This is a genomic window from Microbacterium sp. 13-71-7, assembly GCF_002257455.1.
Taxonomy (GTDB): domain Bacteria; phylum Actinomycetota; class Actinomycetes; order Actinomycetales; family Microbacteriaceae; genus Microbacterium.
The window spans coordinates 1-12,502 of sequence record NZ_NCKN01000119.1; the positions used below are offsets into that span (position 1 = coordinate 1).

Below are 12,502 nucleotides of genomic sequence, written 5' to 3' on the forward strand. Positions count from 1 at the left end.
CGACGCTCTTCGCCAAGTTCGCGGACACCCTCACGGGGCCGGCGGACGAGATCCGGGTGCACGACACCGCGAAGCTCGACTGGGAGGCGGAGCTGGCCGTCATCGTCGGATCCGAGGTGCACCGCGCGGACAAGGATGCGGCGGCGGCCGCGATCCTCGGCTACACGGTCGCGAACGACATCTCGATGCGGGACTGGCAGCAGCGCACCCTGCAGTGGCTGCAGGGCAAGGCCTTCGACGCCACCACGCCGATCGGCCCGTTCATCGTCACCGCGGACGAGCTCGACCCCACGGCGGGGCTCCACATCGGCTGCGCCGTGAACGGCGAGCCGGTGCAGGACGGCAACACCCGGGAGCTGGTCTTCGACGCCGCCGATCTCGTCGCGTACGTCTCGCAGATCACCCGGCTGCGGCCGGGCGACCTCGTCCTCACCGGCACGCCGGGAGGGGTCGCGCTGGGGATGGCGGATCCGCGCTGGCTGCAGGACGGGGACGTCGTGACGACCGCGATCGAGGGGATCGGGGAGCTCCGCAACCGGATCCGGTCCGTCTAGACCCCGACACGGGCGCGCCGCCGCCCGCCGGCCGAACCCCGGCGTCAGCGTTCGACGAGGATGCCGTCCTCGTCCGCGTAGAGCACGGCACCGGGGCAGAACTCGACATCGCCGAAACGCAGCATCACGTCGACCTGGCCGGCACCGGCCTTGGCGCTCTTGCGCGGGTTCGTGCCGAGGGCCTTGACGCCCAGCGGCAGCCGGCCGATCGCGGCGCTGTCGCGGATCGCGCCGTGGACGATGACGCCGGCCCAGCCGTTCGCGACCGCGCTCGCCGCGATCATGTCGCCCATGAGCGCGGTGCCGAGGGACCCGGATCCGTCGATCACGAGCACGGCCCCGTCGCCGGGGGTGGCGAGCAGGTCCTTCACGAGCTGGTTGTCCTGGAAGCAGCGCACCGTGCGGATCGGGCCCTCGAAGGCGATGCGGCCGCCGAAGTCGCGCAGCTGCAGGGCGAGGGACTGCAGGGTGTCGCCGTGCTCGTCGTAGAGGTCTGCGGTGGAGGTCATGGCAGGGATCCTTTCAGGGCCCACATGGTCGTCGAGCGAGGACGGAGCGCCCTTCGTCTCGTCGCTGCGCTCCTCGCTCAGGGACCGGGTGGGCCGGTCCCTGAGCGAGCGCAGCGAGACGAAGGGCGCTCGACGACCCCTTCGGGGTGTCAGCTGAACTGGTTCATCGTGTTGTGCTGTCCGCCGGCCTTGAGGGCGGCATCGCCGGCGAAGTACTCCTTGTGGTTGTCGCCGAGGTCGGATCCCGCCATGTTCTGGTGCTTGACGGTGGCGATCCCGCCGCGGATCTCGCGGCGCTGCACGCCCTTGACGTAGGCGAGCATGCCCTCGTCGCCGAAGTAGCCCTTCGCGAGGTCATCGGTCGACAGCGCGGCCGTGTGGTAGGTCGGCAGCGTGATGAGGTGGTGGAAGATCCCGGCGCGCGCGGATCCGTCGCGCTGGAAGGTGCGGATCTTCTCGTCGGCGAGACGCGCCAGCTCGGTGTCGTCGTACTCGACGCTCATCAGCGCGCTGCGGTCGTAGCCGGAGACGTCCTCACCCTGCTCCGCCAGGAGGTCGTACACCTGCTGGCGGAAGTTCAGCGTCCAGTTGAACGACGGGCTGTTGTTGTAGACGAGCTTCGCGTTCGGGATCTCGGCGCGGATCGCGTCGACCATGCCCGCGATCTGCTCGACGTGCGGCTTCTCGGTCTCGATCCACAGCAGGTCCGCGCCGTTGCGCAGCGACGTGATGCAGTCCAGCACCACGCGCTCCTCCCCGGTCCCCGGACGGAACTGGTAGAGGTTGCTCGCGAGGCGGCGGGGCCGCAGCAGTCGGCCGTCGCGCTTGATGATGACGTCTCCGTTGCCGAGCTCGGCCTCGGAGATCTCCTCGACGTCGAGGAACGCGTTGTACTGGTCGCCCAGGTCACCGGGCTCGTGCGAGACGGCGAGCTTCTGGGTGAGCCCTGCGCCGAGCGAGTCGGTGCGGGCGACGATGATCCCGTTGTCGATCCCGAGCTCGAGGAAGGCGTAGCGGACCGCGTTGAGCTTGGCGATGAAGTCCTCGTGGGGCACGGTGACCTTGCCGTCCTGGTGGCCGCACTGCTTCTCGTCCGAGACCTGGTTCTCGATCTGGATCGCGCAGGCCCCCGCCTCGATCATCTTCTTGGCGAGGAGGTAGGTCGCCTCCGGGTTGCCGAAGCCGGCGTCGATGTCGGCGATGATCGGGACGACGTGGGTCTCGTAGTCGTCGATCTGGGACTGGATGAACTCGGCGGCGGTCTCGTCGCCGGCCGCACGCGCCGCGTCGAGCTGGGTGAACAGCAGGTCGAGCTCACGGGCGTCGGCCTGACGGAGGAACGTGTAGAGCTCCTCGATCAGCGCGGGCACCGCCGTCTTCTCGTGCATCGACTGGTCGGGGAGCGGCCCGAACTCGGAGCGGAGGGCCGCGACCATCCAGCCGGAGAGGTACAGGTAGCGCTTGTTCGTCGACTTCAGGTGCTTCTTGATCGAGATGAGCTTCTGCTGCCCGATGAAGCCGTGCCAGACGCCGAGCGACTGGGTGTACAGCGAGGAGTCGGCGTCGTACTCCTCCATGTCGCGGCGCATGATGTCGGCCGTGTACTGCGCGATCTCGAGGCCGGTGCGGAAGCGGTTCTGCGCCCGCATGCGCGCGGCGGCCTCGGGGTCGATGGCGTTCCATCCGGATCCGGCCGCCGCCTTGAGGGCCTGGATGGCGTCGATGTCGTCCTGGTAGCGGGTCATGGTCATGTCCTTCGTTCGTGGGCGAATGGTCGGGCGTCGAGGGGGATCAGGCGGTCTCGACGAGGAAGCGGGAGTAGGCGGGCAGGGTCAGGAACGCCGGGAACTCGGGCTGCAGCGCCACCTCGCGGAACACCGCGGCGGCGTCGTCGAAGCGATCGGTCCTGCCGGACTCCGCCGCGGGGCGGGGAGCATCGGCGAGCACCTCGGCGATCAGACCCTCGACGTACTCGGCCGTGATCAGGGTGCCGTCCTGCGTGGACTGCCCCTGGTGGATCCACTGCCACACCTGCGAGCGGCTGATCTCGGCGGTCGCCGCGTCCTCCATGAGGTTGTCGATCGCCACGGCGCCGAGGCCGCGCAGCCACGCCTCGATGTAGCGGATCGCCACGGACACGTTGTCTCGCACGCCCTCGGCCGTGATCGGACGGCCGATGTGCACGTCCAGCAGATCCTCGGCGCGCACCTGCACGTCGGGACGCTGACGGTCGAGCTGGTTGGGGCGCTCGCCGAGCACGGCGTCGAACTCGGCCTGGGCGGTCGGGATCAGGTCGGGGTGCGCCACCCAAGTGCCGTCGAAGCCGTCGCCGGCCTCGCGCTTCTTGTCGGCCGCCACCTTCTCGATCGCACGGGCGGTCACCTCGGGGTCGCGCCGGTTGGGGATGAAGGCGCTCATGCCGCCGATCGCGAAGGCGCCGCGCTTGTGGCAGGTCTTCACGAGCAGCTCCGTGTACGCCCGCATGAACGGCACCGTCATCGTGACCTCGCTGCGGTCGGGGAGCACGAAGCGGGCGCCGCGGCCGCGGTAGTTCTTGATGATCGAGAAGATGTAGTCCCAGCGCCCGGCGTTCAGACCCGCGCAGTGCTCGCGCAGCTCGAACAGGATCTCCTCCATCTCGAACGCGGCGGGCAGCGTCTCGATCAGCACGGTCGCGCGGATCGTGCCGCGGGGGATCCCGAAGTACTCCTCGCTGAACGTGAACACGTCGTTCCAGAGCTTCGCCTCCTCGCTCGACTCGAGCTTGGCGATGTAGAAGTACGGCCCGCGGCCGGCCTCGATGAGGGCCTGCGCGTTGTGGAAGAAGTAGAGGCCGAAGTCGACCAGCGAGCCCGAGGCGTCCATGCGGCGGCCGGTGCGGTCGGTGAACTCGAGGTGCTTCTCCACGAGGTGCCAGCCGCGGGGGCGCATCACGATCGTGGGGGTCTGCTCGGCGGTGACGCGGTACTCCTTGCCGTCCTCGCTCGTGTGGGTCAGGCGTCCGCGGATCGCGTCGCGCAGCGACAGCTGCCCGCCGATCACGTTGCTCCAGGTCGGGCTCGTCGCGTCCTCCTGGTCGGCCAGCCAGACCTTGGCACCGGAGTTCAGCGCGTTGATGGTCATCTTCGGATCCGTCGGGCCGGTGATCTCCACGCGGCGGTCCTCGAGGCCGGGGCCGGCGCCGGCGACGCGCCAGTCGGCGTCCTCGCGGATGTGCCGGGTGTCGTCGCGGAAGCGCGGGTCGTGCCCGTTGCCGATCTCGAAGCGGCGGCGCATGCGGTCGGCGAGACGGTCGTGCCTGCGCCCGCCGAAGCGGTGGTGCAGCTCGGTGAGGAAGGCCACGGCGGCGGGCGTGAGGATCTCGCCGAAGCGGTCGTGCAGGGGGCCGGTGATGCGGATCGCGGGGCCCTCGGTGCCGGAGACGGCGGTGCCGACGGTCCGGATCGGGGCGGTCGGCGACGCGGTGGGAATGGTCATGATCTGTCTCCTCCGTGAGTGGATCCGGTCCGGCATCTGTGCCGGGGTGGCTTGAGACCACTCTGAGTGAAGATCCGGCGCCGACCAGACCAAAGGAGAGGAGAAGTTTGGTCAGATTTCTGTTTTCGTGACAGAATCGGCGGCATGGTCATCGCAGACACGGCAGAAGAGGTCGACGCTCTCACGATCGGGCGCCGCATCCGGCAGCTCCGCACGGCGGCGGGGCTGACCCTCGAGCAGCTCGCGACGGCGATCGACCGGGCGCCGAGCCAGGTGTCCATGATCGAGACCGGCAAGCGCGAGCCGAAGCTCACCCAGCTGCAGCTGATCGCCCGCGCACTGGACACGACGATCGACCAGATCCTCGCCGAGCAGCCCCTCGACGAGCGCGCCGCGATGGAGGTCGCGGTCGAGCGCGCGATGAAGGGGCAGACGTTCCAGGCCCTCGGCATCGCGCCGTTCCGGATCTCGAAGACCGTTCCCGACGAGGCGCTGCGGGCGCTGCTCGCCCTGCACGGCGAGATCGACAAGCTCCGTGACGAGCGCGCGGCGACTCCGGAGGAGGCCCGCCGCGCGAACGTGGAGCTGCGGCACCTGATGCGCCGTCAGGACAACCACTTCGCCGACCTGGAGAAGAAGGCGGCGGAGATCCTCGCCGCCGTGCACCACCCCGGCGGGCCGCTCACGCAGCGCAGCGCGAGCGACATCGCCGCGCACCTCGGCTTCACGCTGCACTACGCACCCGATCTCCCGCAGTCCACGCGCAGCGTCGCCGACCTCGCGCACGGGCGGCTGTACCTCTCCAGCCGCGTGCCGGGGAAGGGCGATGCCCGCACCGCCGTGCTGCAGGCGCTGTCCAGCCGGATCCTCGGCCACTCCGAACCGCGCAGCTATGCCGAGTTCCTGCGGCAGCGCGTCGAGACCAACTACCTCACGGGTGCGCTGCTCATGCCGGAGGAGCACCTGGTGCCCGTGCTGAAGGACGCGAAGGAGCGCCGGGCGATCTCGATCGAGGACCTCCGCGACGCCTATTCCGTGTCGTACGAGACGGCCGCGCACCGGTTCACGAACCTCGCCACCCGGCACCTGGGCATCCCGGTGCACTTCCTCAAGGTGCACGAGTCGGGCACGATCACCAAGGCGTATGAGAACGACGACGTGAACTTCCCGACCGACCGGCTCGGATCCATCGAGGGGCAGATGTGCTGCCGGCGGTGGACCAGCCGGGTCGTGTTCGAGGAGGAGGACCGGTTCAACCCGTACTACCAGTACACCGACACGGGCAACGGGACGTACTGGTGCACCGCCCGCGTGGAGCCGTCGAGCGAGGGCCTGCACTCGGTGAGCGTGGGGGTGCGCTTCGACGACACCAAGTGGTTCATCGGGCGCGACACCCCCAACCGGGGCGTCTCGAAGCACTCGGTCGAGGTGTGCTGCCGGCGCGCTCCGGCCGATCTCGAGAAGCGCTGGCGCGAGCAGTCCTGGCCGAACGTGCGCACCCCGCGCACCCTGCTGGCGACGCTGCCGACCGGGGCGTTCCCCGGCGTCGACACGACCGACGTGTACGAGTTCCTCGAGGCCCACGCCCCCGCCTAGCCCGCCCCACTTCCGAGTCGTCCCCATCAGCGGAGCCCAGGGCGTGCGCTGGCGGGGACGACTCGGAATGCGGTGCGCGCCATCTCTGCGTCGTCCCTGTCAGCGGAGCCCAGGGGGTGCGCTGATGGGGACGACTCGGAAGTGGAGGAGTCAGGCGGCGTGCCAGCGCAGGCGCGACGCGGCCTCGTCGAGGTCGCGGCGGACGGTCTCGGCCTGGGCCACGGGGAGCAGGGCGACCAGGAGCGGCGACGTGCCGGGCGCCGGCGCCACCGCGTAGGCGAGCGCGCGGGATCCGTCGTGCTCGTGGCTCAGCACGGCCCGGGTGGCCCTGCCGTCCGCGAGCGAGTACCAGGAGAACTCCCCGCCTGACGCGAGCAGCACGGCGGCGGCCTCGGTGGCGCGGTCGAGCAGTGTGCGGGATCCCTCCCATGGCGCGAAGTGCGCGCCGTCGAGGCCCAGCCCGGTCGCGAGCTCCGGACCGAGCCAGCGCTCACGGATCAGGTCACCGGCGCCCGAGGGCGCGAGGAGCGATCCGTACGTCTGCAGCAGGCCGGCGTTGCCGATCGGCCAGGTCGCGTTCAGTCCCGCCCGCTCGTGCAGCGCCTCGAACAGCTGCTGCGGGAGGAGTGTCTCGCCGGTGCTCGCGTCGACGGCGGTGGCGAGGCCCCAGCGGCCGAAGAGGCCGGCGGCGCGGTCCGCGTCGATCGCTGCGGCGAGGCCATCGATCGCCGCGAGCGCCTCGGAGGCCGCACCGGGATCGGAGACCGGGGCGCCGCCCGCGTGGTCCGGATCCTCGAAGCCCTCCATGCGCCCACACTACGCCGGTGCACCGACCGCGGGCAGGGTGGCCGGAATCGCGGGGGGAGTGCTCAGCGGTGCGCGGTGAGCGCCCCCACGAGCGTGCTCAGGCCGAACTCGAACGCCTCGTCCACGTCGCCGCCGAGCTGGAACGCGCCCGCCTGCTCCATGGTGCAGAAGCCGTGCGCCCAAGCCGTCAGAGTGCGGGCGGCGGGGAGCGGATCCGACGGCGTCGTCGCCTGCACGGCGCTCAGCAGGGTGCGCGTGAGCGCGATCATGCCCTCGGACTGCGGCTCCGCACCCTCCGTGCCGAGCGCCGCGCCCGAGAACAGCAGGGAGGACGCGCGGGGGGAGCGGGCGCTGAACGCCCGGAACGCCCGCGCGATCGCCGTGAGCATGGCGGCGGGGTCGGTCGTGGATCCGGCGAGGGCGGCCACGTCCTGGTCGAGCTCGCGGGCGGCGTCGTCGGCGATGAGCCGCAGCAGGTCGTGCCGGTGGGCGATGTGCTTGTACAGGCTGGGCGGGCGCACTCCGACGGCCGCCGCGACAGCGCTGATCGTGACGGCGTCGATGCCCTCGTCCTCGGCGATGGCGCGCGCGGCGGCGGTGAGCGCGGCGCGCGTGACGCGCTGCGGTGCGGGCATCGGGTCCTCCTCCGTGGCGACCGCGGGGCGGCTGCCGCAATTCGATCATATGGCTATTGACAGTAGCCATCATAGCTATATAACGTAGCCATCATGAACGCAGAGCTCATCCGGATCGGCGACGACATCGTCGCCATGCATGCCGTCGTCACCGACGAGGGCATCACGCTCATCGACGCGGGCCTGCCGGGCGACCGGCGGATCCTGCAGCAGGCGCTCGCCGCAGCGGGCCGGCGCCCCGAGGACATCCGCGGCGTCGTGCTCACCCACGGCGACAGCGATCACATCGGCATCGCCGAGTGGCTGCGCACGGAGTTCGACGTGCCGACGTTCGTGCACGAGGCCGACGCGGGGCGCGCAAAGGGGGAGAAGACGCCAGGGGCCTCAGGCGGCGCCATGCGGCTCGGCCCGACGCTGCAGTTCTTCGCCGCCGCGCTGCGTCGTGGCGGGATGCGCACGAAGCACCTCGGCGCGGTGCGCACCATGCGGGACGGCGACGTCCTGGATCTGCCCGGATCGCCGGAGATCATCGGCCTCCCCGGTCACTCGCCCGGATCCGTCGCCATCCGCGTCCCCGCCGTCGACGCGATCTTCGTCGGTGACGCGCTCACCACCCGGCACGTCCTGAACGGTTCCACGGACGTGCAGCTCGGCCCGTTCAGCGACGACCCGGAGCAGACGCCGGAGAGCCTCGAGCGTCTGCGCGATCTGCCGGAGCGCTCGATCGTGGTCGGGCACGGCCCGATCTTCCGCGGCACCGCGGCCGAGATGATCGCGGCGCGCACGCGCTGACGTATGACGCCGGACGGGCGAAACGCGATCCGCCGCACCCCTAGACTGGCCGCACCGGGGGGTATGCATGGAAGTCGTTTCTCAAGAGCCGTTGCCGCCGTTCGTCTATGTGCCGGCCGAGCCGAGCGATGACGATCGGATGCGCATCGATGTCCGCCGTCTCACGAACGGGCAGAAGGCCATCGTCGTCTACTCGGCGCTCGATCGCCTGCGCCGCGGAGCAGGTGCGGACGCCCGGTGGATGGTCGCCGCCTCCGCGGAGCTGGTGAGGCTTGCGAGCGCGCAGGACGTCACACGGATCCTGGTCGATGCGGATCTCACCGCTACCGGGACGCGCCCCCGGAGGTGGGGCGCATGACCAGGATCGCGGTCGACCCCGAGCATCTCCGCGGTATCGACCGGCTGGTCTCCGCGGATGCGGAGCTGGCGCGTGCGGCAGTGCAGTCGATGCCTGCTTCCGTCGACGGCGGCGAGGGGTCGGATGCGATCGCCGACGTCATCGTCCGGATGGGGATGTGGATCGGAGCGCTCGGTCAGGTGGACGCGGCCCTCGGTGCCATTGTGCGGGACATCGCCGATGGTGTGATGGCGGATGAGGAGCGCACGGCCGAAGAGCTGAACAAAGTCGCTCAGGCTCTGGAGGACGCCGCATCATGAGCGCATCGATGCGCATCGAGGTCGGAGGCAGCCCGTCCGGGATCCGCGTCGCGGCCGAGTGGCTGCGGCACAAGGTGGAAGACACCGGCGATTCGATCGACTACACCAGCGGCGTGAACGTCAATGGCGTCGACCGCAGCTGGAGCGGTGCATCCGCCGACGCCTTCAGCGACATCTCGATGGACATGGTCTCCGCCGCGCGGCAGATCACCGACATCGCCGGTCCGTTCGCAGAGACGCTCCACGTCTTCGCGGGCAAGGTGGAGCGGATCCAGGCGCACTTCGAGGGGTTCTTGAAGTATGCGAAAGAGTGCGGACTCCGCGTGGAGGGGACCGAGGTCTTCGCCCCGGAGTGGCCGTATCCCGAAGTGCCTCAATCGCGAGATGATCCGCGCTATCCCGCGTGGAAGACGTTCACCGATCAACGGCGGGAGTACGGCCGCATCCAGAACGACGTGGTGGACTGGCATGCCGACCATGAGGCGTGGATCTTCTCGAACCTGATCGACTACGCGGCCGGCCTTCCCATGTCGAGCTATGCCGATGAGATGTTGGACCAGCTGCGGACCGCCGGCGAGATCGGGAAGACGGCGGGTGAGTCGTATCTGGATCTGTCGTGGGAGCAGAAGGCGAAGGATCTGCAGGCATCGGCCGCCAACTATCGCGACGCGGCGGGTGAACTGGTCCGCAAGAGTGGTGTGACCGGTGATCCGGCTCTGAAGGCACGGATGCAGGAGAAGATCGCCGCAGGACTTCCCGAGCACCTGCGTGGGACCGCTTCGACGATGGACTCGATCGCCGACCTGGTGCGCGCGTCACGGAAGATGCTGCCCGTCGTCGGGGGTGCGCTCGACATCGGCGTGGGGGTCTGGGACATCGCCCAGGGCGGGGAACCTGTCGACGTGGCTGTCGCATGGGGCTCGGGCGTCGCCGGCGGCTTGATCGGGGGGAGTATCGCAGGATTCCTGGAAGTCGGCACGTTAGCAGGTGCTGGCGTTGTGGGACTCACCGCGATGCTTGTGGGAGGCGGGCTTGTCAGCGGTTGGCAGTCGACGCCGCCCTCGTGGAGGGAGGGAATCTACTCCTGGTCTGCCGACGGTCTGATTGTCGCCGGCGATCTTGGTGAAGAAATCGGAGACTGGTGGACGGATCGGTGGATGGACCTGACGGGAGGCGTCGCACGATGATGGTCGACGATGGACGCGTCCGGTGGTCGCGGCGCCAGGAGTACATCGGCGCGGCGGTGCTCGCGGATCCGCTGCCGGAGAAGACCGAGGTGCGCCGCGGGGGAGCCATGGCGGGGCCGTTCCTGATCGGCGTGCTCCTCCTCGGTGGCGTGTACCTGCTGGTGTTCGCGGTGTGGCAGCTCAAGGTGCTGGGCGTCTGCTTCGTGCTGCTCATGGTGCTCGAGGAAGTGGCGCGACGTTCGACGACCGCGATGAATGGCGGTCGGATCGACGCGCGCGTGGACAGTGGCCGCATGCTGTTCACCTCCACGCGGCGCACCGCGTGGCTCGGGCTCGCCATGCTCGTCGTCTCCGTCGCGGGGCTATTGGTCTTCTTCCCGGCGATCGCATCCTTGGACGCGTCAGGATCCGGCCACTACCGGAACCCCGGCAAGGGGCTGTTAGGACTCCTCCTGGTGGTGGAAATCCCTCGCAGCATCTGGCTGGCCGTGCGTACGATCAACGCGGCGTGGATCCGAGTCGATGAGGACGGGCTGGTCGTCGGGGCTCCGTTCCGCAGGCGGCGTGAGTTCGCGTGGTCGGAGTTGGCGTATGCGTCGGCGTCGTCGAAGCGGTTCGGGGTGGCGACGAGGGCGGGTGAGGTGTTGGCGTGGAATGCGCGGTGGTTGCGGAGCGATCCGACGCTGGTGGCGGAGATCGTTGCGCAGTGCATCGAGGATCCGGGGGCGCGTGCACGGCTGGGTGATGAGACTGTCGACGTGATGCTGGCGCAGGAGCGGTGGAATCACCGTTACGACCCGGCGTCGCGGTTCTCGGGTCGTGGAGCCGAGGATGGCGTCGAGCGCTGAGCCGTTCATACCGAGGCGGCGCACAGCCGGCGCGCGTCCGGCTCAGTCGCCGGCGGTCCGCAGCGCCGCCCAGAGCTCGGCCCGTGCCGGGAAGGATCCCAGATCCGCACCGAGGATCGACGCCGCCTGGGCGATGCGGGTGCGCAGCGTGTGTCGGTGCACGCCGAGCGCGGCCGCGGCCGGCTCCAGGCGGGTGTCGTGTTCGAGCCAGATCCGGAGCGAGCGCTCCAGCTCCGCCCCCTCCTGGGCGTCGTGCTGGCGGAGAGGCGCGAGCAGGGACTCGGCGATCAGCCGCGCCTCGTCGGTCGCGAAGGCCGCCAGCACGCTGGACTCGGCGCTGTCCGCGTAACGCGTGACCGCCTCGCCCGCACGGCGCAGCGCGGTGAGCGCCTGCGCGTGCGCCCGGGAGAAGCCGCTGTACTCCTCGGGCGCGGAGACGCCGATCCGCACCTCGGTGCGGGCGGCGACCTCATCCAGCACCCCGGCGTCGGCGACGCTCAGGCACATCACGAGGCCGTCCTCCGACTCCGCGAGGAACACGGCCGGCGCGGCGTCGCCGTGCTGGCGTTCCCACCATTCGACGACGGCGCCCTGATGCGGGCCCGCGGCGACCGCGACCACCATGGGCGCCGGCGGCAGGGCGCCGAGCACGCGTCGGGCCAGAGTCGGGTCATCGGCGAGCAGCGACGCGAGCAGCTGGCTGTGCAGCCGCCTCCTGCTCCGCGCGAGCTGCTCGCTCTGCTCCAGCGAGAGCCCTGCCATCGCGATGACCGAGGTCACCACCGCGCGGGTCTCCGGATCCAGGGTGCCGCTCGCGATCGCGACGACCCCGCGCAGGTGGCCTGCGCGGCCCACGGTGAGCAGGGTGTGCGCCGCATCGCCGTCCTGCACCACCCGGTTCGCCGAGCCCCCGCGGGCGAGGAGATCCGCCGCGGCTGCGGCGACGACGGGGGAGGCCCCGCCCGAGGGGTGCTCGTGCGCGAGCTGTCCCGAGGCGTCGTACATGCCCACGCGGCAGCCGAGGCGGCGGGACAGCTCGGTGAGCGTGGACTCCAGCCCGTGCGGACGGAGCGCCGCGACCGACAGGGCGCGCTGGGTCTCCAGCGCCCAGGTGCGTCTGGCGTAGGCCTGCGCGGCGATCGCCTCGGAGTGCGCCCGCGCGACGGCGATGAACGGAGTGCCGTAGGGGACCTCGAACAGCGGCAGTCCGGTCTGCGCGCAGGCGGCGGCGAGATCCGCGGGGATCCCGCTGCGGTGCACCTCTGTGCCGAAGCCCAGCGCCACCACGCCTCTGTCGACGAGCCGTTCCACGTATGCGCGGGTGCCGTCGGGGTCGTCGTCGGCGAACTGCGTCCCCGTCGTGAGCAGGGCGAGGTCCTCGGCGAGGAAGGGCGTGGGATCCGTGAGGTCCGAGTTGTGCACCCAGCGCAGCGGGAGGTC

General features: G+C 70.4%; 13 protein-coding genes. 7 read left to right on the forward strand and 6 right to left on the reverse strand.

Going from position 1 to position 12,502, the window contains the following annotated elements; all coding sequences use genetic code 11:
• The coding region (locus B7X32_RS12300) for a fumarylacetoacetate hydrolase family protein (protein WP_292719922.1) at positions 1-554 on the forward strand (554 nt) is incomplete at its 5' end.
• A gap of 44 nt (positions 555-598) precedes the next feature.
• Here B7X32_RS12300 and rraA read toward each other — a convergent pair.
• The 3 genes from rraA to aceB form a co-directional block, all read right to left on the reverse strand.
• A complete protein-coding gene (gene rraA, locus B7X32_RS12305; RefSeq protein ID WP_292719924.1) occupies positions 599-1,063 on the reverse strand; it encodes a ribonuclease E activity regulator RraA in 465 nt (154 codons plus the stop codon).
• Between the two features lie 149 nt (positions 1,064-1,212).
• Positions 1,213-2,808, reverse strand: coding sequence for an isocitrate lyase (locus B7X32_RS12310; RefSeq protein WP_292719926.1), 1,596 nt, complete (start codon positions 2,806-2,808; stop codon positions 1,213-1,215).
• Positions 2,809-2,854: 46 nt separating this feature from the next.
• The gene (aceB, locus tag B7X32_RS12315; protein WP_292719928.1) at positions 2,855-4,540 is read right to left on the reverse strand and encodes a malate synthase A; all 1,686 of its coding nucleotides are present in this window, start codon (positions 4,538-4,540) and stop codon (positions 2,855-2,857) included.
• A 144-nt stretch (positions 4,541-4,684) separates the two neighbouring features.
• Here aceB and B7X32_RS12320 point away from each other — a divergent pair, with 144 nt between their 5' ends.
• On the forward strand, positions 4,685-6,136 hold the full coding sequence (locus B7X32_RS12320; RefSeq protein ID WP_292719930.1) for a helix-turn-helix domain-containing protein: 1,452 nt from the start codon (positions 4,685-4,687) through the stop codon (positions 6,134-6,136).
• A gap of 150 nt (positions 6,137-6,286) precedes the next feature.
• Here the strand turns inward: B7X32_RS12320 and B7X32_RS12325 are convergent, their stop codons facing one another.
• Both B7X32_RS12325 and B7X32_RS12330 read right to left on the reverse strand, forming a co-directional pair.
• A complete protein-coding gene (locus B7X32_RS12325; RefSeq protein WP_292719931.1) occupies positions 6,287-6,943 on the reverse strand; it encodes an amino acid deaminase in 657 nt (218 codons plus the stop codon).
• 62 nt (positions 6,944-7,005) lie between these two features.
• The gene (locus B7X32_RS12330) at positions 7,006-7,578 is read right to left on the reverse strand and encodes a TetR-like C-terminal domain-containing protein (protein WP_292719933.1); all 573 of its coding nucleotides are present in this window, start codon (positions 7,576-7,578) and stop codon (positions 7,006-7,008) included.
• A gap of 93 nt (positions 7,579-7,671) precedes the next feature.
• Between B7X32_RS12330 and B7X32_RS12335 the strand changes: the two genes are divergently transcribed.
• From B7X32_RS12335 to B7X32_RS12355, 5 genes are all read left to right on the forward strand, one after another.
• A complete protein-coding gene (locus B7X32_RS12335; RefSeq protein WP_292719934.1) occupies positions 7,672-8,370 on the forward strand; it encodes an MBL fold metallo-hydrolase in 699 nt (232 codons plus the stop codon).
• A 67-nt stretch (positions 8,371-8,437) separates the two neighbouring features.
• Positions 8,438-8,728 (forward strand): SAV_915 family protein, encoded by a 291-nt coding sequence (locus B7X32_RS12340; RefSeq protein ID WP_292719935.1) that lies wholly within the window; start codon positions 8,438-8,440, stop codon positions 8,726-8,728.
• Positions 8,725-9,027, forward strand: coding sequence for a hypothetical protein (locus B7X32_RS12345; protein ID WP_292719937.1), 303 nt, complete (start codon positions 8,725-8,727; stop codon positions 9,025-9,027). Before B7X32_RS12340 ends, B7X32_RS12345 begins: the two co-directional genes overlap by 4 nt.
• Positions 9,024-10,214, forward strand: coding sequence for a hypothetical protein (locus B7X32_RS12350; protein ID WP_292719939.1), 1,191 nt, complete (start codon positions 9,024-9,026; stop codon positions 10,212-10,214). The genes B7X32_RS12345 and B7X32_RS12350 overlap by 4 nt, the downstream gene beginning before the upstream one ends.
• Positions 10,215-10,270: 56 nt before the next feature.
• Positions 10,271-11,062, forward strand: a complete 792-nt coding sequence (locus B7X32_RS12355; protein ID WP_292719941.1) for a hypothetical protein — start codon at positions 10,271-10,273, stop codon at positions 11,060-11,062.
• A 42-nt stretch (positions 11,063-11,104) separates the two neighbouring features.
• Here the strand turns inward: B7X32_RS12355 and B7X32_RS12360 are convergent.
• Positions 11,105-12,502, reverse strand: a 1,398-nt coding sequence (locus B7X32_RS12360; RefSeq protein WP_292719943.1) for a PucR family transcriptional regulator, incomplete at its 5' end; no start/stop codon positions are given.